The following is a 26,845-nucleotide window of genomic DNA, read 5'->3' as shown; positions in this document are numbered from 1 at the left end:
ATCCCGATTCGCGTGCCTCAGGCTATCGCGCGCCGGGACCCGTTCGTGCGCCGGGCTCCCGGGCGTCGTCGGACGAGCCCCGTGACCGACACCACGGAACTCCGCGGTAGCGTCGTTCGTCGGACGAGCGGGAGCCCGGACCGCCCGCCCGGACCCCGACGACCAGAAGGTGACCCATGAGCACGACGACGACCCCCCTCCTGCGCGCCAGCGGCCTCGCGGCCGGCTACGGAGGTCCCGACGTCGTGCACGGCATCGACCTCGACGTGACCCCCGGCACCGCGCCGGTCGGGATCGTCGGCGAGTCGGGTGCCGGGAAGTCGACGATCGTGCGCGCGCTCGTCGGTCTCGTGCGCCCGACGGCGGGCCACGTGACGTACGCCGAGCGGACGGTCGGCAAGCTCTCCCGCCGGGACAAGAAGCAGTTCACGGCGGACGTGCGCCGCGTCTCCCAGGACGGCCTCGCCGGCATCGGCATCGACCCCCGCTGGACGGTGGACCGCACGCTGTCCGCGGCGCTCAAGGACGCGCGACGCGCCGGCCGCCCGAGCGGGCGGTCCGTCGAGGACCTGCTCGGCGACGTCGCGCTCGAACCCCGCTACGCGCCGCGCACCGTGCAGTCGCTCTCGGGCGGCGAGAAGCAGCGCGTCGCGCTCGCCGTCGCGCTCGCGACGCGTCCCCGGGCGCTCCTCCTCGACGAGCCGCTCACCGCCGTCGACCCCGCGATGCGCGGCGACGTCGTGCGGCGCCTCGCCGACGCGACGGCCGCCCTCGGCACCGCCGTGCTGCTGGTCTCGCACGACCTCGAGCTCGTCGAGCGGATGTGCCCCACCGTGCACGTGCTCGCCGACGGGACGTTCGTGGCGTCGGGGTCGCTGCGCGACGTGTTCGCGGGCACCGCCCCGGGCGCCGACCACCCGGCCGTCCGCGGGCTCGCGGAGGCCGCTCCGCTCGCCGTCCAGCGCTTCCGCTGACCCACGGGGTAGAACCTCCCGACGCGAGGTAGAACGCCGCGGGCTCTACCTCGCGACCGGCGGCTCTACCTCGCGAGGACGGACTCGATGGTGGCCTTCTCGTCGTCGGTGAGGGGCGGCGCGGAGAGCGCCGCGACGTTGTTCTCGAGCTGACGGACGCTGCTCGCCCCGACGAGGGCGGAGGTGACGCGCTCGTCGCGCAGCACCCAGGCGAGGGCGAGCTGCGCGAGGGTCTGGCCGCGGGCGCCCGCGATCTCGTTCAGCGCCCGGGCACGCTCCAGGTACGTCTCGTCGAGGTTCTTCTCGGACAGGAACGGCGAGTCCGGGCGGGCCGCGCGCGACCCCTCGGGCGCCGACCCGGACAGGTAGCGGTCCGTGAGGAGGCCCTGCTGGAGCGGCGAGAACACGATGGTGCCGACGCCGAGGTCGCCCACGACGTCGAGCAGCGCCTCGGTCTGCACGCCGTCGTACGCGTCCTCGTGCGCCGGGTCCTCGACGTGGCGGTTGAGCATCGAGTAGCTCGGCTGGTGGATGAGCAGCGGGGTGCCGAGGTCGGCGAGGATCGCCGCTGCCTCGCGCGTGCGCGCGGGCGAGTAGTTGGAGACGCCCACGTACAGCGCCTTGCCTTGCTGGACGGCGTCGTGCAGCGCGCGCATGGACTCCTCGAGCGGCGTGCTCGGGTCCGGCCGGTGGTGGTAGAAGACGTCGACGTAGTCGAGGTTCATCCGCCGGAGCGACTGGTCGAGCGAGGAGAGCAGGTACTTGCGCGAGCCGCCGTCGCCGTAGGGACCGGGCCACATGTCGTAGCCGGCCTTCGACGAGATGACGAGCTCGTCGCGGTACGCGCCGAGGTCCTGCGCGAGGTGCCGGCCGAAGTTCTCCTCCGCCGAGCCGTAGGGCGGGCCGTAGTTGTTCGCCAGGTCGAAGTGGGTGATCCCGAGGTCGAACGCGCGGCGCAGCACGGCGCGCTGGGTCTCGAACGGGTTCACGTCGCCGAAGTTGTGCCACAGACCGAGCGAGATCGCGGGCAGATCGAGGCCGCTGCGCCCCGTCCGCCGGTAGGTCATCGTGTCGTAGCGGTCGTCGGCGGCGAGGTAGCGCGGGGCGAGAGGCATGGGCCCATTCTGGCGCGCGCCGGCCGCGACGCCCAGCCCGGCCGCGCCGGACGGCCGAGCGGAGCCGACGGTCAGCGGGCGAGCAGCGTCACCGGCGTCGTGGGCGCGGGGTCGAAGCAGGAGAGGAACCGTCGCACGACGTCGGCGTCGGTGACGGACGTCGCCTGCGCCAGGACGGCGTCGGCGGCAGCGAGGTCCTGGCTGAGGCCCCGCACGGCGGCGGCGTCGATCGTGAGGGTCGCGTCCACGTCGTCGGGCACCTCCTCGTGCACGACGGCGACCCCGCGGCGGACCTGGAGCGCCACAGATCCTCCGGTGTCCGGGAAGACCCACGCCACCGTGAGGTCGACGTCCGCCGCGACGTCCGGGTCGAGGCGCACGCGCAGGCCCGCGACGACCTTCTCGGCCGGGATGGCGTTGAGGACGTCGGGCGGCTGGAACTCGTAGGTCTGGGAGTAGTCGACCGCGTCGTCGAGCTCGTTCGCCCCGCCGAGGGCCATCGTCCGCCAGTACATGTTCTTCTGGAGGTAGCCCCACTGCCGCAGGGCCTCGGCCTTCGCGTGGCGCGCGGTCGTGTCACCGAGGTCGGACCGGACGAGGTGGGTCAGCAGCTCGGCGGCCCAGCCGTAGTCCTCGGCCTCGTGCGCGACGCGCGCCTTGTCGAGGACGGCGTCACGGCCGCCCAGCGCCTCGACGTAGCGGCGGGCGCGGTCGGCGTGCAGCGGCGCCGCGAGCTCGGTGGCGTCGCCGGAGAACCAGCCGAGGGTGCCGTCGTAGATCGCGCGGACGCAGTGCTCGGGGCTGCCGTAGTACGGCTGGAGCCAGGGGTCGTCGCGCAGGTGGTCGGGCAGCCGCTTCGCCACGAGGTCCACGAGCTCGGGTCCGGTCGCGCCCTTGTTGATGTGGCGGATCGACTGGTCGTGGAGGAACTGGATCGCGTCCCGGTAGTTCGTGATGCGCTCGACGACGAACGCGTTGCCGACCCAGGGGCGCATGTGCGACCCGGAGTACGTCTCGGCCTGCCGTGCGTAGGAGAGCAGCGTGTCCACACCTTCGCGCCACGCCTCGACGTCGCGGTAGGCCGTGCCGCGCAGGGTGTACAGGTTCGGGAAGGTCTCGCCCTGGATCGTCTCGGAACCGTGCACGTGCCGGTGCTCGGGGAGCCAGAGGTCGATCTCGTCCTGCGCGTCGCCGTACGCGTGGAACGCGACGATCCGGATCCCGGCGATCTCGAGCTCCTCGACGTCGCCGACCGTCCGGGTCGGCAGGTGCGTGCTCTTGGGCCCGGGAGCGGCCACGGGACCGAGGGCGCCCTGGACGACCCCCGTCGGCCCGAACCCCGCGAACGTCACCAGGCTCGTGCGCGCGGTGAGGATCGGTCCGACGATGCCGGCGTCGTTGACGAGCCACCGCTCGAACGTCTCGTGCGCGATGATCTCGACCGCGCCGGACTCGACGTCCTGCGCGGTGACACCCAGGCCGTTCAGCGCGTAGCAGTGGTCGGGGTGGCGGTGCGTGAAGATCACGGCCTTGATCGGCAGGTCGGAGAAGCGGCGGAAGTCCGCGAGCAGCTCGGCAGAGGACACGTCCGACTCGCCGGGGTCGACGATCACGACGCCGTCCTCGCCCACGATCATCGTGGTCGAGCACAGCTGGTACCCGTGGGCCACGTACACCCGGCCCTCGACCGGCTCGTAGATCCGCTTCGGCATCTGGCGCGCCCACGCCGTCTGCTCCGGGTGCACCGTGTCGGCGGGCTCGGTCACCGAGATGCTCGGCCCCGCCTCGTGGGCCACGGGGGCGAGATGGTCCTTGAACGAGTCGAAGTAGCCTTCCCAGTCCTCCACCGTGCGCAGCGTGTCCACAACAGCCATGCTCACCCCTCCGTCGGTCGGCCCGGTGCGGCCACGACCAGGCTCCTCCCTGCCGCGCGGAGCGCAACCGGAACGGACGAGCGCGGAAGGACCGGGGCGTGCCGCGGCTGCGGCGCGGCGAGGGACGCCGGGGGGGTCAGCGGGTCGGGGTCTCCACGACCTGGCCCGCCCACGCGAAGCCGCCGCCGAAGCCGAAGAGGAGCGCGGGGACGCCCGCGGGGATCTTGCCCGCGTGCCACCACTTGGAGAGCCCGAGCGGGATGGACGCCGCGGACGTGTTGCCGGACTCGACGATGTCCGTGACGACGACCTTGGACTCCAGCCCGAGCGCCTTCGCGAGGGGCTCGATGATGCGCAGGTTCGCCTGGTGCGCGACGAGCACCTCGATGTCGTCGAGCGAGACGCCGGAGCGCTCCACGACGGTGCGCGCGCGCTCGGCGGCGCGCGTGATGGCCCACTTGAAGACGGCGCGGCCGTCCTGGGCGAACTTCTCCTGCGGTGCCTCGATGAGCACGGCCGGGGTGAGGTCGGGCTCGGAGCCCCAGGTGACCGGGCCGACGCCGGGCTCGTCCGTCGCGCGCAGCACGGCCGCCCCGGCGCCGTCGGCGGTGAGGATGCACGTGCTGCGGTCGGTCCAGTCGGTGAACGCGGTGAGCTTCTCCGCGCCGATCACCACGGCCGTGCGCGCCGAGCCGGCGCGGATCGCCTGGTCGGCGAGGCCGACGGAGTGGGCGAAGCCGGAGCACGCGACGTTCACGTCGAGCACCGCCGGCCCGACGACGCCCCGCAGGTCCAGCTCGGACGCCTCCTCGGGCGTCGACTGCCCGGGCATGACCCCCGTGCGCAGGTGGTACGCGACACGGCCCGCCGTGTTGGGCGAGCGGTCCGTCGCGGTCGCCGTCGCGACGATGACGAGGTCGACCTCGGCCGGGTCGACGCCCGCGTCGTCGAGCGCGTGGCGGGCCGCCGCGGTCGCCATGTCGGCGACGGTCGTGTCGTCGTCCGCGACGTGCCGCGTGACGATGCCCGTCCGCGAGCGGATCCACTCGTCGTTGGTCTCGACGAGCTGCGCGATGTCGTCGTTCGTCAGCGTCTTCTCGGGCTGGAAGTGACCGAGGCCGACGATGCGCGACCCGGCCGCGCCGGTGGCGGGAGTGAGCATGAGGACGATCATGTCACGCGGCCGCTCGTCGTCAGAACGCTCCGTGCGACCTCCGGGAGGTCGTGCGCCACACCGGTGACGTACCGTCGGGAGGTCCGCCGTCGTGCCACCGAAGGAGCCGTCGTGTCCCGTCCGCCGCTGCCCTCCCGTCTCGTCGAGATGCTCCGCCGCCCGAACGCCGCCGTCATGGCGACGGTGCGCTCCGACGGCGCGCCCGTCACCGCCGCGACCTGGTACGTCTGGGAGGACGACGGCCGCGTGCTCGTCAACCTCGACGAGTCGCGCGTGCGGCTCAAGCACCTGCGGAACGACCCCCGGGTCTCGCTCACCGTGCTCGACGAGAACTGGTACACGCACGTGACGCTGATCGGTCGCGTCGTCGAGCTGCGCGCCGACGAGGGCCTGGCCGACATCGACCGCATCTCGCGCCACTACACCGGCCACGAGTACGCGAACCGGACCGACCCGCGCGTCAGCGCCTGGGTCGAGGTCGAGCGCTGGTACGGCTGGGGCGAGGCGAAGGCCGGCGACGACGCGTAGCGCCGTCCGCCGCCCGGCCGTACGCCCGTCCCCGGCGCTTCACGACGCCGCGCCGCGCTGCGGGAGATCGTCGCGAGAAAGGTGTCGATCTCGGCGACCGGTCTTCGTCGTCCTGCCGTACGGCCGATCGGGCCGTGCGAGAGGAGGAGGCACGATGACGACGTTCCTGGAGACGATCCTCGCGGCGGACCGCGAGCACCCGCCGGACCGTGCGCGATACCGTGACGGGCGCAGCGTCGGGGACGGGACGTCCGCCGCCGACGTGGCGTTCTCCGGGCCGACGGCGCCCCGCCGGCCCGCGGCGACGAGGGCGGAGGACCTCTGATGCGCTACCTCATGCTCGTGCTCGGCACCCCGGACGACCCGGGGCTGCGGCCCGAGGAGGCCGAGGCCGCGGCCCCGATCGAGGAGTGGGTCGGGCGGCACTACGGCAGCGGCGCCGCGGTGGTCGGCGACCGGCTGCGCCCGCCCGAGGACGCCGTGGGCGTGCGGGTCCGGGGCGGCAAGGTGCTCGTCACGGACGGGCCGTTCTCCGAGACGAAGGAGTCGATCGCGGGCTTCGACGTCCTCGAGGCCCCCGACCTGGACACCGCGATCGCCATCGCGTCCGAGCACCCCATGGCGTACGGCGGCGCGATCGAGCTGCACCCCGCGTGGCCGCTGGACCTCGACGGGTCCTGAGCTGACGCCCGCGACGGACCCCGTCGAGGACGTGTTCCGCACCGAGTGGGGACGCGTCCTCGGCGCCGTCGCGCGCAGCACGGGCGACCTCGACCTGGCCGAGGAGTCCGCGCAGGAGGCGTTCGCCGCGGCGCTGCGGACGTGGGGCCGCGACGGCGTGCCCGAGCGTCCCGGCGCGTGGCTGACGACGACCGCGCGCCGCCACGCGATCGACGTGCTGCGCCGTCGTCGGGTCGAGGCCGAGCAGGTCGCCGCGGCGGGCCGCCTGGGCGAGCGCGTCGACCCGCGTCACCGGGGCGGGGGCCGGGCAGCGGATCCCGTGCTCGACCAGGTCGCGCGCGGCCTCGACGACGACGGCTGGGACGCCGACGACCCGGACGGCGACCTCGTGCGCCTGCTCTTCACGTGCTGCCACCCGGCGCTGCCCGCCGAGGCGCGGGTCGCGCTCACCCTGCGGTCGCTGACCGGCATGACGACCGCCCAGGTCGCGCGCGCCTTCCTCGTCCCCGAGGCGACGATGGCGCAGCGCCTGGTCCGGGCCAAGCGCCACATCCGCGCGACCGGCATGACCTTCCGGGTGCCGCCGGCCGCGCTGCGGGCCGAGCGCGTCGAGGGCGTCCTCGCGGTGCTGTACGTGCTGTTCACCGAGGGGTACGACGCGTGGGCGGAGCCCGCCGACGCCGTCGCGGGCTCGGCCGAGCGGCGCGCGCTCGCCGACGCCGCCGTCCGGCTCGCCCGCCTCACCGCGCGCCTGCTCGACGACGAGCCCGAGGCGCGCGGCCTGCTCGCCCTGCTGCTGCTCCAGCACGCGCGCCGCGACGAGCGCGTGGGCCCCGACGGCGTCACGCGGACCCTGGCCGAGCAGGACCGCGCCCGCTGGCGGCACGACGAGATCGCCGAGGGCCTGGCCGAGCTCGACGCGGCGCTCGCCGTCGGGCAGCCCGGGCCGTACCAGGTGCAGGCCGCCGTCGCGGCGCTCCACGACGAGGCCACCGACGCGGCCGCGACCGACTGGCCCCAGATCCTCGGCCTCTACGACGTCCTGCTCGACCTCACCGGCTCGCCCGTCGTCGCGCTCAACCGCGCGGTCGCGGTCGCGGAGGTGCGCGGCGCCGATGCGGGGCTGGCCGCGCTGGACGCCGTCGCGGACGAGCCGGCGCTCGCGGGCTACCACCTGCTGCCCGCCGTCCGCGCCGAGCTGCTCGTCCGGGCCGGGCGACCCGCTGACGCCGCCCACGACCTGCGCCGCGCGCTCGCGCTCGTCGACCGTGAGGGCGACCGCCGCCTCCTGGAACGCCGCCTGGGCGACCTGCCCCGCGCGAGACAGACCTAGCCGTCAGGCACCCCGCGCGGGGCGCGCGCGACGGTCCGCTCAGAGGCCCGTCTCGGCGTAGAACCCCTCGATGTGGGCACGCACCTCGCGGGCCGCGCGCTCGCCGTCGCCCTCCGCGACGGCGGAGAGCACGGCGCGGTGCTCGGCGCGCAGGCGCGCGGCGGTCCGCTCCCACGACGGCAGCGCCGCGCTCCCCGCGGCGACGTACGACTCGATCGCGCCGCGCAGCCCGGTCATGACGGCCTCGACGAGCGCGTTGCCCGCGAGCCGGACGAGCAGCACGTGGAACGTCGCGTCGAGCTCGCGGAAGTCGGCGGCGGGCAGCGCCGGGTCGTCCATGCGGTCGAGCAGGGCGCGGGCCTCCGCGAGCGTCGCCACGACCTCCTCGCCGTCCTCGGCACCCCGGTCCCCCGCCGCGCGGACGGCCCACGTCTCGAGCAGGACGCGCGTCTCGACGACGTCGCGCACCGCGAGCGTCCCGGACGCGACGTGCAGGCGCACGGCCGCTCCCAGTCCCGCGGCGGGCCGGTCGACGACGGTCGCGCCGGCGTCGGGCCCGGAGCCCACGGCGGTGCGCACGATGCCCATGGCTTCGAGCACGCGGAGCGCCTCGCGCACCGAGGGGCGCGAGACGCCGAGCTCCTCGGCGAGCGCGCGCTCGGCCGGGAGGCGCTCGCCGAGCGCCCAGCGGCCCGCGGCGAGGTCCGCCTCGATGCGGGCGAGGACGCGTTCGTGGGTGCGCACCCGCTCAGGGTAGGCGACCCCGGCGCGCTGTGGTCAGACCACGCGGCCGTCGTGGTCTACAGTGGACGGCCTGTGGTCAGACCACAGCCGCGGCGCCTCACCGCGGCGGTCTCGGCGAGCGGCGACGACGCGGCCCGGCGAGACTGGACCCGACTCGCCTCCCCGGAGCCCTGATGCGCATAGCCCTCACCGCGACCTGCATCGGCGACGTGATGTTCCCCCAGGCACCGCGCGCCACCGCCCTCCTCCTCGAGCGCCTCGGCCACGAGGTGTTCTTTCCCGAGCTGCAGACCTGCTGCGGACAGATGCACGTCAACACCGGGTACCTCGACGAGGCGGTCCCCGTGGTGCGCAACCACGTCGAGGCGTTCTCCCCCGTGCTCGACGGCGAGTGGGACGCCGTCGTCGTCCCGTCCGGGTCCTGCACGGGGTCCGTGCGGCACCAGCAGGCGATGGTCTGCCGACGGGCCGGGCTCGACGACCTCGCGCGCACCGCCGACGCGGTCGCCGCGAAGACGTACGAGCTGTCCGAGCTGCTCGTCGACGTGCTCGGCGTGACCGACGTCGGCGCCTACTTCCCCCACCGGGTCACCTACCACCCGACGTGCCACTCGCTGCGCATGCTCCATGTCGGCGACAAGCCGCTGCGCCTCCTGCGCGCGGTCGAGGGCATCGACCTCGTCGAGCTGCCCGCGGCGGAGGCGTGCTGCGGGTTCGGCGGCACCTTCGCGCTGAAGAACGCGGAGACGTCGACGGCGATGCTCGCCGACAAGATGACGCACGTGAAGGCGACGGGCGCCGAGGTCCTCACCGCGGGCGACGCGTCGTGCCTCATGCACATCGGCGGCGGCCTGTCGCGCATCCGCGCGGGCGTCCGCACGCTGCACCTCGCGGAGATCCTCGCGTCCACGAAGGACACGCCCGCCCCCGCCGGGGTCGGCCCGTCGACGCGCGGGGGTGCCCGGTGAGCCGCACGTTTCTCGGCCTGCCCGTCCGGCGCGGCGCGCGCACCCTGCCCGACGACGTCGCCCACCCGGGCGGCCACGGCACCTCGGCGGGTGCGGGGGCGGCGTCGGACGCGTTCGGCGACGTCCCGCACCCGGACGCCCCGCTGCGCTGGGGCGGGTCGTTCCCCGACGCGGCGCGCGAGGCGCTCCAGAACACGCAGCTGCGGCGCAACCTCGCGCACGCGACGTCGACCATCCGGGCCAAGCGCGCGGCCGTCGTCGGCGAGGTGCCGGACTGGGAGGCGCTGCGCGACGCCGGCTCCGCGATCAAGACCGACGTCATGGCACGCCTGCCCGAGCTCCTCGAGGAGCTGGAGCGCAACGTCGTGGCGCGCGGCGGCGTCGTGCACTGGGCGCGGGACGCGGACGAGGCGAACCGGATCGTCGCGGACCTCGTGAAGGCCAAGGGCGTCGACGAGGTCGTCAAGGTGAAGTCCATGGCGACGCAGGAGACGGGGCTCAACGAGGCGCTCGCCGCCGAGGGGATCGCGGCGTACGAGACGGACCTCGCGGAGCTCATCGTGCAGCTCGCCGACGACATGCCGTCGCACATCCTCGTGCCCGCGATCCACCGCAACCGGGCGGAGATCCGCGAGATCTTCCTCGCCCGCATGGGCGACGCCCCGCCCGACCTGTCGGACGTCCCGCGCGAGCTCGCGATGGCCGCGCGCGCCCACCTGCGCCGCAAGTTCCTCTCGGCGAAGGTCGCGATCAGCGGGGCGAACTTCGGCGTCGCGGACACGGGGACGCTGACCGTCGTCGAGTCCGAGGGCAACGGGCGCATGTGCCTCACGCTCCCCGAGACGCTCATCACCGTCATGGGGATCGAGAAGGTCGTGCCCACGTACACGGACCTGGAGGTGTTCCTCCAGCTCCTGCCGCGGTCGTCCACAGGCGAGCGCATGAACCCGTACACGTCCCTGTGGACGGGCGTCACGCCCGGCGACGGCCCGCAGGAGTTCCACCTCGTCCTGCTCGACAACGGGCGCACCGACGTCCTCGCCGACGAGGTCGGGCGGGCCGCGCTGCACTGCATCCGCTGCTCCGCGTGCCTCAACGTGTGCCCGGTGTACGAGCGGGTGGGCGGCCACGCGTACGGGTCGGTGTACCCCGGCCCGATCGGCGCGATCCTCACGCCGCAGCTCACCAAGTCCTCCGGCGGCCTCTCCGGCCACCACGACCCGAACGCGTCCCTCCCCTACGCCTCGACGCTGTGCGGCGCGTGCTACGAGGTGTGCCCGGTGAAGATCGACATCCCGTCGATCCTCGTGGAGCTGCGGGCGCGCGAGGTCGACGCCGACCGTGGCCGCCCCACCGGGTGGGGCGCCGCGATGAAGGCGGCGTCGTTCGTCATGTCCGACGCGCGGCGGTTCGAGCTCGCGGAGAAGGCGGCGGGGGTCGGGCGCCTGGTCGCGGGGCCGAAGGGCCGGATCTCGACCCTCCCGCCGCCCGCGTCCGCGTGGACCCGCTCGCGCGACCTCCCGGCGCCCGCGAAGCAGACCTTCCGCGACTGGTGGCGCGACCGCCCGTCCGACGAGCCCCGCACCGAGGGAGGTGAGGACCGATGAGCGCGCGCGACGACGTCCTCGCCCGCGTCCGTACGGCGCTCGGCGGGCCGACGGCGACGGGCGGGCCCGCGGCGTCGGGCATTGCGCGCGCCTACCGCGAGCACGGCGAGCTCGCCCCCGGGTCGTCCGAGGTCGTGGACGTGCTCGTCGACCGGCTCGTCGACTACCGGGCGCACGTGCACCGCGCGGAGACGTCGGCGGACGTGGCCACGGTCGTCGGCGACCTGCTCGCCGACGCGACGTCCGTCGTCGTCCCGGCCGGTCTCGACGCGGCGTGGCTCGCGGGGCTGGGCGCCGGGACCGCCGTCGTGCGGGACGCGCGCGACGACCCGCGCACGCCCGACGAGCTCGACCGCACGGACGCCGTCGTCACCGCGGCGCGCGTCGCGATCGGCGACACCGGCACGATCGTGCTCGACGGCGAGCCCGACCAGGGCCGCCGCGCGATCACGCTCGTCCCCGACCTGCACGTGTGCGTCGTGCGCACGGACCAGGTGGTGCAGTCCGTGCCCGAGGCCGTGCGCCTGCTCGCCGCGCACCCCGAGCGTCCGCAGACGTGGATCAGCGGACCCAGCGCGACGAGCGACATCGAGCTCTCCCGCGTCGAGGGCGTGCACGGGCCCCGCACCCTGCACGTCGTCCTCGCCCCGCCGAGGTAGAGCACCGGTCCGCCGAGGTAGCGCTCTGGTCACGACCAGGGCTCTACCTCGCGCGACCAGGGCTCTACCTCGTGGGGAGGCCTGCCCGACGGCGGTGCCGCACCTCCGCGAGGACCGTCGCCAGGCGGACGGGGAAGTCTTCGGGCGTGCCGGGCGGCAGCGCGTCCACCGGGAACCACGCGACGTCCTCGCTCTCGTCGCTGACGACCGTGCGCGCGTCCGGGTCGGCGAACGCGACGAACCCGACGTCCCAGTGCGTCCGGCAGGTGCCGAACGCCGCGGCGAGGTCGTGCCGGTGCACGTCGACGGGGGCGGACGGCGCGGCGTCGGCCCGGGACCCGACCACGGACTCCACGCCCGGCTCGGGGTCCGGGTCGAACGGCACGAGGTCCTCGATGCCGCTCTCCTCGCGCGCCTCGCGGTAGGCGGCACCGGCGAGCGTCGTGTCCTCCGGCTCGGTGTGGCCGCCCACCTGGACCCAGAACCGGCCCTTGCGGTGGAAGCACAGCAGCACGCGGTCGAGCCCGGGGCTGAGCACGAAGCAGCTCGCGGTGAGATGCTGCGGACCGCCGTCGCGCCGTACCGCCTCGGCGCGCGGCCCGGCGTCGCCGCGGACGAACGCGCGGTACTCCGCCGCAAGCGCCCCCTGACGGGGATCCACGGGCTCCCAGCGGTCGAGGCGGTCGAGGGCGTCGCGGGCGAGGAGGGCGGCGGGGTCCGGAGGGGTCACCGGGGAAGGCTACGTGCCGCGCCCGACGGCCCGCCCCGAGGCTCCCGCCGGACGCTGCGAGAATGGTGTCCCGTGAGCGACCCTCAGCACGACGCCGACGGCGGTCCCACCGACGCCGCCACCCGGACCGACCCGGTGCCGACCGGACCCGCCGGGGACCCGGCGCTGTTCGACCTCCCGCCCGGGTCGCGCGAGGTCCCGACGCGGATCGTGCTGCTCACCGGGGCGTCGGGCTCGGGCAAGACGTCGCTCACCCGCCGGCTCGGGCTCCCGGTCGTCGCGCTCGACGACTTCTACCTCGACCACGACCATCCCGACCTGCCGCAGCGGTTCGGCATCGTGGACTGGGACGACCCCCGCTCGTGGGACGCCGAGGGCGCGGTCGCGGCGCTCGTCGACCTCGCGCGCACGGGCCACGCCGACGTGCCGGTCTACGACATCCCGACGTCGCGTCGCACCGGCACGACCCACGTCGACGTCACGGGCTCGCGCGTCGTGCTCGCCGAGGGCATCTTCGCGGCGGAGATCGTCGCGGCCTGCCGCGCGCAGGACGTCCTGGCCGACGCGATCTGCCTGTACCGTCCCCGGCTCGTGACGTTCTGGTTCCGCCTCCTGCGCGACCTCGCCGAGATGCGCAAGCCGCCGCTCACGCTGTTCCGGCGCGGGTGGGCGCTGCTGCGCGCCGAGCCCGCGCTCGTGCGGCACTGGGAGTCGCTCGGCTGCCGCGCGCTCACGCCGACGCAGGCCGAGAAGGAGATCCGCGCGCTGCTGCGACCCGCCTCGGCGTAGGCGTCACCCCGGCGAGCTCGACCGGCGCCACCGGCGCGTGCGGAAGTCTGACGAGACGTGAGAAATGGCCCCTCGCAGGCGCGTCCCGGGGGCCACTTCTCACGTCTCGGCGGGGAGCGTCCCGACGACGATCGTCGCGCCGATCTCGTCGTCCCGGACGACGCGCGGGACCAGCCCGGCGCGGTCGAGCACGGCGACGGCGCCCGCCGCCTGACGCTCGCCGGACTCGGTGAGCAGGTGGCCGCCGGGGGCGAGCCAGGCGGGCGCCTCGGCCGCGACGCGGCGCAGCACGTCCAGCCCGTCGCCGCCGCCGTCGAGGGCGACGTGCGCCTCGTGGTCGCGTGCCTCGCGCGGCAGGAGCGGGATCTCGGTCGTCGGCACGTACGGCACGTTGGCGAGGAGCAGGTCGACCCGGCCGCGCAGACCGGGCGGCAGCGGGTCGAACAGGTCGCCCGCGGACGCGGTCCCGCCGACGGCCGCGACGTTGCGCGCCGCGCACGCGACCGCAGCCGGGTCCACGTCGCTCGCGTGCAGCGAGACGGTCGTGCCGCCGCCGAGGCCCACCGCGGTCGCGAGCCCCAGCGCCCCGGCGCCGCAGCACAGGTCGACGACGACCGTCCGGCCGTCTGGGCCACCCCCCCGACGACCGCCGGGGCCGCTGCCCGGGCCGCCGTCGGACAGCTGCGCCGGGCGCCCGGCCCGCCGCCCGAGCGCGACCGCCTCGTCGACGAGCAGCGTGGTGCGCTGGCGCGGCACGAACACCCCGGGGTCGACGGCGACCCGCAGCCCGTGGAAGTCCACGTACCCGAGGACGTGCTCGAGCGGCTCGCCCGCGACCCGGCGCGCGACGAGCGCCTCGAGGTGCGCGGCGTCGTCGGCCCGCTCGGCGAGGAGCGCGGCCTCGTCCTCCGCGAAGACGCACCCCGCGGCGCGCAGGCGGGCGGTGAGGGCGTCGAGCCCGCTCTGGTCCACGTCCCGGACGGTACTCCGGGCCGGGGCGCGTCCGCGCGGGGATTTCCGCGGCACGAGGTCGACCCGCGCGTCGGAGATCGACCCGCAGCGGGTCGACCTCACGACGCACGGGTCGATCGGGGCCGCGGTGGCCGTCAGGGGCGCAGCAGCGGGAGGAGCTGGGTGCCCTGGCGCTCGATCTCCCGCAGGTACGGGGTGTCGGAGAGCACGAAGTGCGTCACGCCGAGGTCCTCGTAGCGCCGCAGCGACTTCGCGACGTCCTCCGCGGAGCCGACGAGCCACGTCGTGCCCGCTCCCCCGCCGCCGAACCGGCCCGGGGCGGTCCACAGGTTGTCGTCGAGCACCTCGCCCCGCTCGGCCAGGTCGAGCAGGCGCTGCTGCCCGACGGCGGCGCTGCGCCCCCGGTCGCGGGCCGACCACGCCTCGCGCTCCGGCGACCGGGCCGCGAGCTGCGCGACCTTCGCCTCGGCGTCGGCCCACGCCTCCTCGGTGGTGTCGCGCACGAACGTCGTGACGCGCAGCCCGAACTCGAGCGGTGCGTGCTCACGGCCCAGGTCGGCGCTCAACCGCCTCAGCCGGTCGATGCGCTCCGCGATCCCGTCGAGCGGCTCGCCCCAGAAGAGCTGGACGTCGGCCTCGGTCGCCGCGACGCGCTCCGCCGCCTCCGAGGCGCCGCCGAAGTAGATCCGCGGGTGGGCGCGCTCGCCGCGGACGACGGGCCTCGGCCCCAGCGACGAGCGCGTCACGGAGAAGTGCTCGCCCGCGTACGTGACCTCCTCCTGCGTCCACAGCCTGCGGACGATCTGCAGGAACTCGCGCGTGCGGGCGTAGCGGTGCGCCGGGTCGGCCTCACCGTCGCCGTAGGCCTCCTGCCCGTCGGTCCCGGACACGATGTTGACGCGCAGCCGACCGCCGCTCAGGTGGTCGAGCGTCGCGGCGGCGGACGCGAAGTGGGCGGGCCGCCAGAACCCGGGCCGGATCGCGACGAGCGGCTCGAACGTCGTGGTCCGGGCCGCGAGCGCCGTCGCGACCGTGAACGTGTCGGGACGCCCCCAGCTCGTCCCGAGCAGCGCGCCCGCGAACCCGTGGCGTTCCAGGGCGTGCGCGTGGCTCGTCAGGGTGCCGAGGCTGTTGTGGTCCTCGGCCGTGTCGTCGCCGCGGTGCCCGGGCCGCACCTGGTTCGGGATGTACCAGAGGTGCTCCGCGCTCATGCGAAGGCCCCCTCGACGACTCGCGCCCCGCCGTCGGACGACGCGGCGGGGGCCGCGTCCGTGTAGCGGTTCGCGGGTCGTTCGAGCCCGTAGTGCTCGCGCAGCGTCCGGCCCTCGTACTCCGTGCGGAACAGGCCGCGCTCGCGCAGCACGGGCAGCACGTGCTCGACGAACTGCTCGAGCCCCGACGGCAGCACCGCGGGCATGATGTTGAACCCGTCGGCGGCCTCGGCGTCGTACCAGTCCTGGATCGCGTCGGCGACCTGCTCGGGCGTGCCCGCGAACGTGCGGTGCCCCCGCCCGCCGCCGAGCCGCCCGATGAGCTGGCGCACCGTGAGCCGCTCGCGGCGCGCGAGCTCGACGATCAGCGTGTACCGGCTCTTGGCCCCCTCGATCTCGTCCTCGGTGGGCAGGCCGTCGGGCAGCTCGCGGTCGAGCGGCAGGTCCTCGGGCGCGAGCCGCAGCGTCTTCGCGAGCTGGGCGCGCGCGTACTCGGGGACGATGAGCTCGTCGAGCTCGCGCTCCCGCGCGAGCGCCTCCGTCTCGGTGGACCCGATGACGGGGACGATGCCCGGCAGGATCTTCACCGTGTCGGCGTCCCGGCCGACGGCGACCGCACGGGCCTTGAGGTCGGCGTAGAACGCGCGGGCGTCGCCGAGCGTCTGGTGCGCGGTGAACACGGCCTCGGCGTAGCGCGCGGCGAGGTCCTTGCCGTCCTCGGACGACCCGGCCTGCACGACGAGCGGGCGCGCCTGCGGCGAGCGCGGCGTCGTGAGCGCGCCGTGCACGGAGAAGTGGGTGCCGACGTGCGCGGGCCCGTGGATCTTGGCCGGGTCCGCCCAGACGCCCGCGGCCTTGTCGGCGAGCACGGCGTCGTCCTCCCACGAGTCCCAGAGCCGGAACGCGACGTCGAGGAACTCCGCCGCGCGCTCGTACCGCACGGCGTGCGCCGGCTGGTCGTCGAGCCCGAAGTTGCGTGCGATCTCCGGCCCGGCCGTCGTGACGACGTTCCACCCGGCGCGGCCGCCCGAGACGTGGTCGATCGACGCGAAGCGGCGCGCGAGGTTGTAGGGCGAGTTGTACGTCGTCGACGCCGTCGCGATGAGCCCGATGCGCTCGGTCACGGTCGCGATCGCCGTCAGCACGATGAGCGGGTCGAGCGAGCCCGCGGGGCGGCGCCCGACGTCGGACCGCAGCCCGGGGCCGTCCGCGAAGAAGATCGAGTCGAGCTTCCCCGCCTCCGCGACCTGCGCGAGGCGCTGCAGGTGCGCGATGTTCGTCGACGTCCACGACGGGTCGCTCTCGGGCAGGCGCCACGACGCCTCGTGGTGGCCCGTGCTCATGAGGAACGCGTTGAGGTGCAGGTGCCCGGGTCGGTGGCCCGAGGAGGCGTGGCGGGTCATGCGGCGGTGTCCTTCCGGTCGGAGGTCGTCGGGGCGTCACGGACGACGCCGAGCGCGTCGAGCAGCTCGGTGCGGAGCCGGGCGAAGCGGGGGTCCGCGGGGTCGCGGGCCTCGGTGGGGCCGTAGCTCCGGTCGGTGCGGCGCTCGGCCGCGATCCGTCCCTCGTCGAGCACGACGACGCGGTCCGCGAGGACGATCGCCTCGTCCACGTCGTGCGTCACGAGCAGGACGGCGGGCCGGTGCCGCGCGCACAGGTCGCGCAGCAGGGCGTGCATCCGGATGCGCGTCAGGGCGTCGAGCGCGCCGAAGGGCTCGTCGGCGAGCAGGAGCCGCGGCGAGCGGACGAGCGAGCGGGCGAGCGACACGCGCTGCTGCTCGCCGCCCGAGAGCTCGTTCGGCCACGCGCGCTCGCGCCCGCCCAGGCCCACCTCCGCGAGGCTCGCGCGGCCGGCGTCCCGCGCGGCGCTCCGGCCGCGCCCGCCGGCGTCGAGGCCGAGCACCACGTTGTCCAGCACGCGCGCCCACGGGAGCAGCCTGGAGTCCTGGAAGACGACGGACACCTGGTCCGGCACGACGACCTCGCCCGAGCCCGCGACCCCGTGGTCGAGCGCGGCGAGCGCGCGCAGGAGCGTGCTCTTGCCCGAGCCGGACCGGCCCAGGATCGCGACGAACTCGCCATCGTCCACGGTGAGGTCGAGTCCGTCGAGGACGCGCTGCTCCCCGTACGACCGCACGAGCGAGCGGACCTGCACGGCCGCGCCCGGCGTCGTCGGGCGGGCCTCCGGCGCGGTCAGTCCTCCAGCGTGCGCCGCCACGAGAGCACCCTCCTCTGCAGGAGGCGGACGGCGAGGTCCGCGGAGTAGCCCAGCACGCCGTAGACCACGAGGCCGACGAGGATGATCTCCGTCTGCCCGTACGTCCGGGCGAGCTCCATCATGTAGCCGATGCCGGCCGTCGCGTTGACCTGCTCGACGACGACGAGCGCGAGCATCGACCCCGTGACCGCGAACCGCAGCCCGAGGAAGAACCCGGGCAGCGCGCCGGGCAGGATGACGCGGCGCACGAACTGCCACCGCGACAGCTGCACCGTCTCGGCGAGCTCGACGTAGCGGCTGTCGATCGCCCGCAGGCCGTTGTGCGTGTGCAGGTAGATGGGGATGAACACGCCGAGCGCGATGGTGATGACCTTCATCTCCTCGCCGATGCCGAACCACAGGATGAGCAGCGGCAGGAGCGCGAGGTTGGGGATCGCGCGCTTGACCTGGATCGGGCCGTCGAGCACCGCGTCGCCCACCCGGCTCAGCCCGGCGGCCAGCGCGAGCACGACGCCCGCGACGATGCCGGCCGCGAGCCCGAGCGCGGCGCGCGTCAGGGAGACGCCGAGGTGTGCCCCGAGCTTGCCGTTCGCGACGAGCTCCGCGCCCGTCGCCACGACCGTCCACGGCGCGGAGAGCACGCGCGGGTCGACGAGCCCCGTCGCGGACCCCACCGACCAGACGAGCGCGAGGAGCGTGACCCCGACGAGCGCCGCGAGCGGGACCGGCCGGCCGAGCCCGAGGCGCGTGCCGCGCGGTCGGACGTCCGCCGGGGTCGACGGCGCGGCGTCGGCCCGCGGGACGGCGACGTCGACCCGGTCGACGACCGCGGCGCTCACGGCGCGCCCCCGTCCCGCGCGGCTTCCGCCGCCTCGCCCGCCACCGGGCCGAAGCGCACGTCGAACAGGTCGGCCGCGTCGAGCGGCTGCTCGTCGAGCTCCGTCGCGAGCAGGTCGACCGTCGCCTGCGTGCGCTCGATGCCCACGGTGAGGTCGGACGGGACGTCCGGGACCGGCGCGTGGTCGACGAGGTACTGCGCGTCCTCCTCGCTCAGCCCCTGGTCCTCGATGTAGTACCCCTGCTTCCACTCCTCGGGGTGCTCCGCGACCCAGATCTTCGCCGCCGCCCACGCGGCGACGTACTCGCGCAGCGCCGCCGCCCTGGCCGGGTCGCGCACGACCTCGGTCGGGCCGTACAGGTGCGACGCGTCGTCGCGCAGGTGGTGCTCGACCGACGTCGCGCCGTCGGCCTCGTACGTCGAGAGGTACCGGAAGAGCTGCGTGCCTCCCAGCGGTGCGACGTCGACCTCGCCCGCCGCGAGGGCCGTCGAGTACACGTCGCCCGTGCTCGGGAGCTCGACGAGCTCGACGTCGTCCTGCGTGAGCCCGGCCTCCTGGAGGGCCTTGAGCACGATCGCGCCCTGCGCCTGTCCCGGGCTGAACGCGATGCGGTGGCCGCGGAAGTCCTCGAGCGAGTCGAGCTCGACCCCCGGCGCCCCTGCGAACTCGTAGACCGGCGCCTCCTCCCAGTTCTCGCGGTAGACGGACGCGTAGACCTGCACGTCCAGTCCCGTCCACGTCGCGTGGATCGGCGGGATCTCGGCGACGGCCCCGACGTCGAGCGACCCGGCACGGAACGCCTCCGTCGTCGCCGGGCCGCCCGAGACGTTGGCCCACTCGATGTCGAACGAGAAGTCGCTGTCCAGGTCGTCGCCCGCGAGCTCGAACGCCTTCTGCGTCGTCGGGTCGCCGACCCGCAGGACCGTGCCCTCCGGGACCTCGGTGGGCAGCTCGGCGTCCGGGGCGAGCGTGCCGCCGTCGGCCGGGTCGCCGCCCCCGGACGCCTCGGCGGTGCTGCACGCCCCGGCGGCCAGGAGCGCGACGAGACCGAGCGCGACGGCCGTCGCCCTCCGGCGACCGGGTGGTGCGGACGAGCGACGGAGCGGGGAAGCAGGCATGACGGGTCCTCTCAGGGAGAGCGCGCGAGAGCGCACGAGGGCGCACGGGTGCCGCGCGCGGGAGGTGGTGGGACGGCCCGACGGCGGCCCGGGGCGGCCGTCGGTCGGTGCGGCGAGGTGCTCAGCGGCACGCGGTCGGACGACACGCGGCCCGACGGCGCAGGCGCGCACGCAGGGCGCGACGACACGCGAGGCCGGGCACGTGCCCGGCGTCGGTGGCGGGGAGGGCGACGAGGCCCCCCGGTGTCGTCTGCATGCCGGCGACTGTGCCAGCGAGCGCACACCCCCGAAAGGGGCGTCGACCCCTGTCCCACGAGAAGGACGGACGTAACGCCGTGCAACGCCGCCCGACCGGCCGACCAGGTGGTCCGTGCCGGCCGAGCAGGCGGCGGTGGCGCGTCAGGCGCCCCGGACGCGCCACGACCGCCTGCTCGGCGGGCGCGGGGTGCCGGGACGACGACGGGCCCCGACCCTCCCGGAGGAGGATCGGGGCCCGTGTGTCAGGCGTTCAGGAGCGCGTCACTCCGCGCCGGCCTGCAGCTCGCCCGTCGGGGGCAGGTCGCGGACCGAGACGCCGGTGGGGGCGTCGAGCGCGGCGGCCGCGCCCACGCTCACCGGGCCGCGGTCGTGCTCGCCCTTCGAGACACCCCGGAAGGTGAACTCCCCGAGCAGGCCCTCGCCCTCGGCGTCGACCAGGACGATCTCGCCGGCCTTGAGCTCGCCGAACAGGATCTTCTCGGAGAGCACGTCCTCGATGTCGCGCTGGATCGCGCGGCGCAGCGGACGAGCACCCAGGACCGGGTCGTAGCCCTTCTCGGCGAGGAGCTGCTTCGCGGGCTGCGTGAGCTCGATGCCCATGTCCTTGTCCCGCAGGCGGGCGTCGAGACGGGCGATCATCAGGTCGACGATCTGGATGATCTCGTTCTGCGAGAGCTGCGGGAAGACCACCACGTCGTCGACGCGGTTGAGGAACTCAGGCCGGAAGTGCTGCTTGAGCTCGTCGTTGACCTTCGCCTTCATGCGCTCGTAGGACGTGACCAGGTCGCCGCCGGCGTTGAAGCCGGTCTGGACGCCCTTGGCGATGTCCCGCGTGCCGAGGTTGGTCGTCATGATGATGACGGTGTTCTTGAAGTCCACGACCCGGCCCTGCGAGTCGGTCAGACGACCGTCCTCGAGGATCTGCAGGAGCGAGTTGAAGATGTCCGCGTGGGCCTTCTCCACCTCGTCGAACAGGACGACCGAGAACGGCTTGCGCCGCACCTTCTCCGTGAGCTGACCACCCTCGTCGTACCCGACGTAGCCGGGGGGCGAGCCGAACAGCCGCGAGACGGTGTGCTTCTCGGAGAACTCCGACATGTCGAGCTGGATGAGCGCGTCCTCGTCCCCGAAGAGGAACTCGGCGAGCGCCTTGGCCAGCTCCGTCTTCCCGACGCCCGTGGGGCCGGCGAAGATGAACGACCCACCGGGGCGCTTCGGGTCCTTGAGGCCCGCACGCGTACGGCGGATGGCCTGCGACAGCGCCTTGATCGCGGCCTCCTGGCCGACGACGCGCTTGTGCAGCTCGTCCTCCATGTGGAGCAGGCGGCTGGACTCCTCCTCGGTGAGCTTGAAGACCGGGATGCCCGTGGCCATGGCCAGGACCTCGGCGATCAGCTCCTCGTCGACCTCCGCGACGGTGTCCAGGTCACCGGACTTCCACGCCTTCTCCTTGTCGGCGCGCTTCGCGGTGAGCTGCTTCTCCTTGTCGCGCAGGCCGGCGGCCTTCTCGAAGTCCTGCGCGTCGATCGCGGACTCCTTCTCGCGACGCGCCTCGGCGATCTCCTCGTCGAGCTCCTTGAGCTCCGGCGGGGCCGTCATGCGGCGGATGCGCAGGCGCGCGCCCGCCTCGTCGATGAGGTCGATCGCCTTGTCCGGGAGGAACCGGTCGTTGATGTACCGGTCCGCGAGCGTGGCCGCGGAGACGAGCGCGGAGTCCGTGATGGACACGCGGTGGTGCGCCTCGTAGCGGTCGCGCAGGCCCTTGAGAATCTCGATGGCGTGCGTGAGCGACGGCTCGGCGACCTGGATGGGCTGGAAGCGCCGCTCCAGGGCCGGGTCCTTCTCGACGTGCTTGCGGTACTCGTCGAGCGTCGTCGCGCCGATGGTCTGCAGCTCGCCGCGCGCGAGCATCGGCTTGAGGATGCTCGCGGCGTCGATCGCGCCCTCGGCGGCACCCGCCCCGACGAGGGTGTGGATCTCGTCGATGAAGAGGATGATGTCGCCGCGCGTGCGGATCTCCTTGAGCACCTTCTTGAGGCGCTCCTCGAAGTCACCGCGGTAGCGCGACCCGGCCACGAGCGCGCCGAGGTCGAGCGTGTAGAGCTGCTTGTCCTTCAGCGTCTCGGGGACGTCGCCACGGACGATGTCCTGGGCGAGACCCTCGACGACGGCCGTCTTGCCGACGCCGGGCTCGCCGATGAGGACGGGGTTGTTCTTGGTGCGGCGGCTCAGAACCTGCATGACGCGCTCGATCTCGAGGCTGCGCCCGATGACCGGGTCGAGCTTGCCCTCGCGCGCGGCCTGGGTGAGGTTGCGCCCGAACTGGTCGAGCACGGCCGAGCCCGACGGCTGGCCCTCGGTGGGGCCGCCGGCGGCGACCGGCTCCTTGCCCTGGTAGCCGGACAGGAGCTGGATGACCTGCTGGCGCACCTTGTTGAGGTCGGCGCCCATCTTCGTCAGGACCTGGGCGGCGACGCCCTCGCCCTCGCGGATGAGGCCGAGCAGGATGTGCTCGGTGCCGATGTAGTTGTGGCCGAGCTGGAGCGCCTCGCGCAGCGACAGCTCGAGCACCTTCTTGGCGCGCGGCGTGAACGGGATGTGCCCGCTCGGGGCCTGCTGGCCCTCGCCGATGATCTCGGTCACCTGGGTGCGGACGCCGTCGAGGGAGATCCCGAGGGACTCCAGCGCCTTGGCCGCGACACCCTCGCCCTCGTGGATGAGGCCGAGGAGGATGTGCTCGGTGCCGATGTAGTTGTGGTTGAGCATCCGCGCCTCTTCCTGGGCGAGGACGACGACCCGACGGGCTCGGTCTGTGAATCTCTCGAACATGTGCTGCTCCTCGTGAGCGGCGTACACCTGCCCGCCGGACGACGGGTACAAGCCTGACCGCATTGACTCTATGTGGTCCGAACGAGCCGCACCCCCTCCGTATGCCGTTGTTCGCCAGGGGCGTGAAAGAGGGGTCGGGCCGTGACCTGCCGCACGGTCCGGTGGCACGACGCAGGAGATCACCCGGTCCGACACGCGCCCGAGGCGTTGACCGCGGCCCGCGCCACGGGCAGGCTCGGGAGTGCGCCCCGCACGACGTCCAGAAGGGTGGCGAAGAGCGATGCACCAACCGGACCAGCCGCCGGAGGACACACCCGCACCGGACGCGGACGAGCGAGGAGCACGGCCCGCGGGCTCGGCCGCGTCGTGGGAGCAGGTGGTTGCCCGGTTCCACGGCGCCGTCGCGGAGGTCGACGACCCGCTCACCTGGGGCCTCGACCTCGACGAGGAGACGCTGACGGGCGCCGGTCACGGCGCGCACGACCCTGCCGAGGAGCGCTTCCTGCGCTCCTACGTGTCGTTCACGGGCGAGACGCTCGACGTCGAGACGCTGCGGGTGCGGGCCGCGCACGACGAGCAGGCCGAGGACATCGCCCGCACTGCGCTCAGCGGTGCGCTCGCCGCGCCGCTGCACTCGGACACCCCCGGCGACGACGACTTCCTCGACTCCTACCAGGAGTACCGCGCCGCGATGCGCGCGATCGTCGAGGAGGTGGACGTCGCGCCCGTCGTGCGCACCACGTTCCGGGTCGACGGCGAGACGCGCCCCTGCCTGTACGTCACCGTGCGGGAGCACGCCGCGGTGTACGTGCCGGTCGGGGACCGGGCGCTCGTCGTCTCGGGCCCGGCGGACCTGCTCGCCCGGGTCGACGTCGTCACCCGCCCCCTGCGCAACATCCTCCAGGACGAGCCCGACCCGCGGTTCTGACCGCCTCCCCGCGGCGCGCCGCGCGCCGCCCGTGTCGACGCGACGCGGGACTCTCGTCCACCACCTCGGGACGCCCGTCCCGGGCGCGGCGCGCCCGCGCGGCCTAGGGTCGAGACAGCACCGGCGCCCCCGACGGCGTCGGGACAGCACGCCGACGGCGCACGCGGTCGGCCGACCGGGCGGAGGTGGCGAGATGCGCGGCGTGATCGTCGGTGTCGACGGGTCGGAGGAGTCGGGCGGCGCGCTCGACTGGGCGCTGCGCGAGGCGGCGGACCGGGCGGTGCCCCTGACGGCCGTGCTCGCGTTCGAGTCGCGGCAGGGACCGGGCGACGGCCCCGGCACGGTGGCCGAGGAGAAGCGCGCGCTGGTCCAGGAGTGGCTCGACGCCGCGTACGCCCGCACGGGGATCGGCCCGGACGTGGTGACCGCGACGGCCGTCGCCGAGCGCGGCAGCCCCGCGGCCGTCCTGCTCGCCCTCGCCCAGCCGCGCGTCGCGCAGCCCGCCCAGGACGACGTGCGGCCCGACGCCGCCGACGGCGACGACGCCGACCTGCTCGTCCTCGGGCGCTGCGGCCGGGGCCGCCTCGGGCGCATGGTCCTCGGGTCGGTGCCGACCGCCGTCGTGCAGCACGCGACCGTCCCCGTGACCGTGGTGCGCGGGACGCCCGACGTGCGCCACGACCACGCGCGGCCCGTCGTCGTCGGTGTCGACGGGTCGGCGACGTCGGTCCAGGCGCTGCGGCACGGCGCCGACGTCGCGCGCCGTACGGGCGCGACGCTCGAGGCCCTGTTCTGCTGGCAGATCGTCTCGCTCGCACCCCTGCCCGACTCGTGGGGGTGGACGCCGCCCATCGACGACTACGAGAAGTTCGCCGCCCAGAAGCTCGACGCCGCGCTCGAGGCGGCGGGGGTCGACCTGCCCGACGACCGCCTCGTGCGCAGCGTGCAGCACGTGCACGCCGCGAAGGGGGTCATCGAGGCGTCGTCGCGCGCCGAGCGGCTCGTGCTCGGCAACCGCGGCGTCGGCGGGTTCGACCGGCTGCTCCTGGGCTCGGTGAGCCGGCACGCGGTCGAGTACGCGCACTGCCCGGTCACGGTCGTGCGACCCGCGGACGCGACGCACCCGTCGGGCGCGCACGACGCCTGAGGTCACTCGCGGCGCGCGGCCGACCCCCGGAACGCGAACACGAGGACGCGCACGGCGAGCACGGTCCCGACGAACCCGAGCGCAGCGCTGAGGACGGCGAACAGGCTCAGGCCCTCGACGAGCTCGGGGCCGGAGTCGGCGGAGACCAGCACGACCGCCGCGACGACGGCCGCGGCGGCGATGACCGTGGAGACGACCTGCTGCACGAGGCCGGTGAGGAACGCGCGGTCCTCGGGGTGCGCGAACGAGCGGACGGTGACGGTGAGCCGCCCGGCCTCGACGTCGCTCGTGATCTTCGCGAGCCGGCGCGGGAGCCGTTCGAGCTCCGGCGCGAGGCCGAGGAACAGGCTCGTCGCGCGCTCGCGCAGGCCCTCCGGTGTCACGACGCGCCGCACGAGCGGCTGCGCGGTCGCGCGGGCCGCGGCGACGAGGTCGAAACCGGGGTCGAGCAGGCGCAGCGTGCCCTCCAGCGACGTGAACGTCCGGAACGCGGCGGCGACCTGCGACGGGACGGCGAGGCCCGCGTCGGTGACGAGCCGGAAGAGCGCGGTGAACATCGCGCCGCTCGCGCCGGCGCCGCGGAACCGCACGATCACCTGCCCGACGGCGCGCTCCAGGCGGCGCACGTCGAGGTCGGCCGGGGCGTCGAGCAGCTCGAGGAGGGCGTCGGTCGCGGCGACGGCGTCGTCGGCGTCGACCGCGAGCAGCACCGCCGCGAGCGCGAGCCGGTCGGGCTCGCCGAGCCGGCCGACGGAGCCCATGTCGAGCAGGCCGAGACGGCCGTCGACGGTGACGAGCACGTTCCCGGGGTGGAGGTCGGCGTGGAAGGTGCCCGCGACCAGCACCTGCTCGAGCGTCGCCGTGAGGAGGCGCGAGGCGAGGTCGGCGCGCACGTCGTCGTCGAGGCCGGAGAGCACGTCCGCGGCGCGCCCGAGGGGAACGCCGTCGAGCCGCTCCATGACGAGCAGCGTCGTCCCGGAGAGCTCGGGGTAGACGTCGGGGACCCGGACGCGCGGGCCCGCGCCCGGGTCGGTGGCGTCGTCGTCGGGGCTCCCGTCCCCCGCCGCGCCCCGCGCGAGCGCCGCGCGCAGCGCGAGCGTGTTCTCCAGCTCGACCGTGTAGTCGAGCTCCTCGCGCAGCGACGCGGCGAAGCCGTCGGCGAGGTCGACGACGCCGAGCGAGCGGCCCCACGCCGTGTCGCGCTCGATGCGGCGCGCGAGCCGCCCGAGGATCGCGAGGTCCGTCTCGACCTGGGCGCGGGCGCCCGGGCGCTGCACCTTGACCACGACGTCGCGCCCGAGCAGGCGGGCCGCGTGGACCTGGCCCACGGACGCCGAGGCGAGCGGCTCCGGCGAGAAGTCGGCGAACGCCTGGTCGATCGGACGCCCGAGCGCGCCCGCGACGGCCGCCTCCACCTGCGACCACGGCGCGGGCGGGACCTCGCTCTGGAGCGTGGCGAGCGCGTCCGCGAACGCGGCGGGCAGCAGGTCCCGGCGCGTGGACAGCACCTGGCCGAACTTCACGAACGTCACGCCGGCGTCGCTCAGGGCGTCGCGCAGCGCGGCCGCCTGCCGCCGCTGGTCGGTGCGCGACAAGCGCGACCCGTCCGGCTGCCGCGCTCCGCGCGTGAGCGCCCCGCCGAGGCCGTGCCGGACGCCGATCCCCAGGATCTGGGCGTAGCGCCGCGTCTCGCGACGGCCCTGACGCAGCCCTCGGAACGCGCGCCACGGCCCCGGGACGGAGCCCGTCGGGACGAGGAGCTCGAGCACGAGCAGCACGCACAGCCCGAGCACGAACGCCCACGCGAACGCGAGCACGACGGCGACGAGCGCGACTCCCGGCGCGACCGTGAGCGTCCCGTCCGGGCGCGACCAGCCGGCGTCGAGCAGGCCGCCCGTGAGCACCCACGACGCGACCGACAGCATCGCGAGGGCCACGACCGCCGAGCGGATCCAGCCGACGGGCGCGCCCATGACGCGCCGCGCCGTCGCGGCGAGGAGCAGCAGCATCCCGACGGTGAAGACGAGGCCGAACAGACCGACGAGGAGACCGGAGACCACCTGCATGGCGGCCACTCTTCCGGACCGCACGGCAGACCACCAGCACGCGCCACCGGCGCGCGCCCCGCCCGCCCGAGCCGGTCGCGGCA

Annotated in this window: 24 protein-coding genes; 11 read left to right on the top strand and 13 right to left on the bottom strand. The window is 74.8% G+C overall.

Going from position 1 to position 26,845, the window contains the following annotated elements; all coding sequences use genetic code 11:
- Positions 1 to 176: 176 nt before the first annotated feature.
- On the top strand, positions 177 to 974 hold the full coding sequence (locus AC3WT4_RS15395; RefSeq protein ID WP_074810227.1) for an ABC transporter ATP-binding protein: 798 nt from the start codon (positions 177 to 179) through the stop codon (positions 972 to 974).
- Positions 975 to 1,039: 65 nt separating this feature from the next.
- Here AC3WT4_RS15395 and AC3WT4_RS15390 read toward each other — a convergent pair whose 3' ends face one another.
- The 3 genes from AC3WT4_RS15390 to AC3WT4_RS15380 all read right to left on the bottom strand — a co-directional run bounded on the left by AC3WT4_RS15390 (position 1,040) and on the right by AC3WT4_RS15380 (position 5,125).
- Complete coding sequence (locus tag AC3WT4_RS15390; RefSeq protein ID WP_492315844.1) at positions 1,040 to 2,089, bottom strand: aldo/keto reductase; 1,050 nt, start codon at positions 2,087 to 2,089, stop codon at positions 1,040 to 1,042.
- Between the two features lie 71 nt (positions 2,090 to 2,160).
- The gene (locus tag AC3WT4_RS15385) at positions 2,161 to 3,963 is read right to left on the bottom strand and encodes an alkyl sulfatase dimerization domain-containing protein (RefSeq protein ID WP_492315843.1); all 1,803 of its coding nucleotides are present in this window, start codon (positions 3,961 to 3,963) and stop codon (positions 2,161 to 2,163) included.
- 136 nt (positions 3,964 to 4,099) lie between these two features.
- The gene (locus AC3WT4_RS15380; RefSeq protein ID WP_175007649.1) at positions 4,100 to 5,125 is read right to left on the bottom strand and encodes a 3-oxoacyl-[acyl-carrier-protein] synthase III C-terminal domain-containing protein; all 1,026 of its coding nucleotides are present in this window, start codon (positions 5,123 to 5,125) and stop codon (positions 4,100 to 4,102) included.
- 123 nt (positions 5,126 to 5,248) lie between these two features.
- Between AC3WT4_RS15380 and AC3WT4_RS15375 the strand changes: the two genes are divergently transcribed.
- The 4 genes from AC3WT4_RS15375 (at position 5,249) to AC3WT4_RS15360 (ending at position 7,679) form a co-directional block, all read left to right on the top strand.
- Positions 5,249 to 5,665, top strand: coding sequence for a TIGR03618 family F420-dependent PPOX class oxidoreductase (locus AC3WT4_RS15375; RefSeq protein WP_061266625.1), 417 nt, complete (start codon positions 5,249 to 5,251; stop codon positions 5,663 to 5,665).
- A 154-nt stretch (positions 5,666 to 5,819) separates the two neighbouring features.
- Positions 5,820 to 5,990, top strand: a complete 171-nt coding sequence (locus AC3WT4_RS15370; protein ID WP_492315842.1) for a hypothetical protein — start codon at positions 5,820 to 5,822, stop codon at positions 5,988 to 5,990.
- Positions 5,990 to 6,346, top strand: coding sequence for a YciI family protein (locus AC3WT4_RS15365; RefSeq protein ID WP_061266624.1), 357 nt, complete (start codon positions 5,990 to 5,992; stop codon positions 6,344 to 6,346). The genes AC3WT4_RS15370 and AC3WT4_RS15365 overlap by 1 nt, the downstream gene beginning before the upstream one ends.
- Before the next feature lie 31 nt (positions 6,347 to 6,377).
- Positions 6,378 to 7,679 (top strand): RNA polymerase sigma factor, encoded by a 1,302-nt coding sequence (locus AC3WT4_RS15360; protein ID WP_492315841.1) that lies wholly within the window; start codon positions 6,378 to 6,380, stop codon positions 7,677 to 7,679.
- 39 nt (positions 7,680 to 7,718) lie between these two features.
- On the opposite strand, the gene AC3WT4_RS15355 is transcribed toward AC3WT4_RS15360, so the two are convergent.
- Entirely contained in the window at positions 7,719 to 8,423 is a 705-nt protein-coding gene (locus tag AC3WT4_RS15355; protein WP_108048938.1) for a FadR/GntR family transcriptional regulator, read from the bottom strand.
- Positions 8,424 to 8,596: 173 nt separating this feature from the next.
- Here AC3WT4_RS15355 and AC3WT4_RS15350 point away from each other — a divergent pair, with 173 nt between their 5' ends.
- The 3 genes from AC3WT4_RS15350 to AC3WT4_RS15340 are packed head-to-tail and all read left to right on the top strand — an operon-like array spanning position 8,597 to position 11,657.
- Complete coding sequence (locus AC3WT4_RS15350) at positions 8,597 to 9,391, top strand: (Fe-S)-binding protein (RefSeq protein ID WP_492315840.1); 795 nt, start codon at positions 8,597 to 8,599, stop codon at positions 9,389 to 9,391.
- Positions 9,388 to 10,998: a LutB/LldF family L-lactate oxidation iron-sulfur protein gene (locus AC3WT4_RS15345; RefSeq protein WP_492315839.1), complete on the top strand. Its 1,611-nt coding sequence runs from the start codon at positions 9,388 to 9,390 to the stop codon at positions 10,996 to 10,998. The genes AC3WT4_RS15350 and AC3WT4_RS15345 overlap by 4 nt, the downstream gene beginning before the upstream one ends.
- Entirely contained in the window at positions 10,995 to 11,657 is a 663-nt protein-coding gene (locus tag AC3WT4_RS15340; protein WP_492315838.1) for a LutC/YkgG family protein, read from the top strand. Before AC3WT4_RS15345 ends, AC3WT4_RS15340 begins: the two co-directional genes overlap by 4 nt.
- Positions 11,658 to 11,721: 64 nt before the next feature.
- Here the strand turns inward: AC3WT4_RS15340 and AC3WT4_RS15335 are convergent, their stop codons facing one another.
- Positions 11,722 to 12,387: an NUDIX hydrolase gene (locus tag AC3WT4_RS15335; protein ID WP_492315837.1), complete on the bottom strand. Its 666-nt coding sequence runs from the start codon at positions 12,385 to 12,387 to the stop codon at positions 11,722 to 11,724.
- 72 nt (positions 12,388 to 12,459) lie between these two features.
- Between AC3WT4_RS15335 and AC3WT4_RS15330 the strand changes: the two genes are divergently transcribed.
- The gene (locus tag AC3WT4_RS15330; protein WP_455603746.1) at positions 12,460 to 13,176 is read left to right on the top strand and encodes a uridine kinase family protein; all 717 of its coding nucleotides are present in this window, start codon (positions 12,460 to 12,462) and stop codon (positions 13,174 to 13,176) included.
- A gap of 99 nt (positions 13,177 to 13,275) precedes the next feature.
- On the opposite strand, the gene AC3WT4_RS15325 is transcribed toward AC3WT4_RS15330, so the two are convergent.
- From AC3WT4_RS15325 to AC3WT4_RS15295, 7 genes are all read right to left on the bottom strand, one after another.
- A complete protein-coding gene (locus AC3WT4_RS15325; protein ID WP_492315836.1) occupies positions 13,276 to 14,148 on the bottom strand; it encodes a methyltransferase in 873 nt (290 codons plus the stop codon).
- Between the two features lie 134 nt (positions 14,149 to 14,282).
- Positions 14,283 to 15,359 carry an LLM class flavin-dependent oxidoreductase gene (locus tag AC3WT4_RS15320; protein ID WP_492315835.1) on the bottom strand — a complete coding sequence of 359 codons (1,077 nt, stop codon included), beginning with the start codon at positions 15,357 to 15,359 and terminating at the stop codon, positions 14,283 to 14,285.
- Positions 15,356 to 16,762: an LLM class flavin-dependent oxidoreductase gene (locus AC3WT4_RS15315; protein WP_492315834.1), complete on the bottom strand. Its 1,407-nt coding sequence runs from the start codon at positions 16,760 to 16,762 to the stop codon at positions 15,356 to 15,358. The genes AC3WT4_RS15320 and AC3WT4_RS15315 overlap by 4 nt, the downstream gene beginning before the upstream one ends.
- Positions 16,759 to 17,577: an ABC transporter ATP-binding protein gene (locus AC3WT4_RS15310; RefSeq protein WP_492315833.1), complete on the bottom strand. Its 819-nt coding sequence runs from the start codon at positions 17,575 to 17,577 to the stop codon at positions 16,759 to 16,761. The genes AC3WT4_RS15315 and AC3WT4_RS15310 overlap by 4 nt, the downstream gene beginning before the upstream one ends.
- Positions 17,553 to 18,416 (bottom strand): ABC transporter permease, encoded by an 864-nt coding sequence (locus tag AC3WT4_RS15305; protein WP_400111785.1) that lies wholly within the window; start codon positions 18,414 to 18,416, stop codon positions 17,553 to 17,555. Before AC3WT4_RS15305 ends, AC3WT4_RS15310 begins: the two co-directional genes overlap by 25 nt.
- The gene (locus AC3WT4_RS15300; RefSeq protein ID WP_492315832.1) at positions 18,413 to 19,534 is read right to left on the bottom strand and encodes an ABC transporter substrate-binding protein; all 1,122 of its coding nucleotides are present in this window, start codon (positions 19,532 to 19,534) and stop codon (positions 18,413 to 18,415) included. Before AC3WT4_RS15300 ends, AC3WT4_RS15305 begins: the two co-directional genes overlap by 4 nt.
- A 519-nt stretch (positions 19,535 to 20,053) precedes the next feature.
- Positions 20,054 to 22,621, bottom strand: a complete 2,568-nt coding sequence (locus tag AC3WT4_RS15295; RefSeq protein ID WP_074810257.1) for an ATP-dependent Clp protease ATP-binding subunit — start codon at positions 22,619 to 22,621, stop codon at positions 20,054 to 20,056.
- 280 nt (positions 22,622 to 22,901) lie between these two features.
- Between AC3WT4_RS15295 and AC3WT4_RS15290 the strand changes: the two genes are divergently transcribed.
- Positions 22,902 to 23,549, top strand: a complete 648-nt coding sequence (locus AC3WT4_RS15290) for a hypothetical protein (RefSeq protein ID WP_257416410.1) — start codon at positions 22,902 to 22,904, stop codon at positions 23,547 to 23,549.
- 193 nt (positions 23,550 to 23,742) lie between these two features.
- Entirely contained in the window at positions 23,743 to 24,696 is a 954-nt protein-coding gene (locus AC3WT4_RS15285; protein ID WP_492315831.1) for a universal stress protein, read from the top strand.
- A gap of 2 nt (positions 24,697 to 24,698) precedes the next feature.
- Here AC3WT4_RS15285 and AC3WT4_RS15280 read toward each other — a convergent pair whose 3' ends face one another.
- On the bottom strand, positions 24,699 to 26,762 hold the full coding sequence (locus AC3WT4_RS15280; protein WP_492315830.1) for an ABC1 kinase family protein: 2,064 nt from the start codon (positions 26,760 to 26,762) through the stop codon (positions 24,699 to 24,701).
- Between the last annotated feature and the right edge of the window lie 83 nt (positions 26,763 to 26,845).

It is taken from the genome of Cellulosimicrobium sp. EB106-03-01-XG111 (assembly GCF_058792115.1).
Note: the sequence above shows the minus strand (reverse complement) of the source record. Positions and strands in the feature narration are given on the sequence as shown.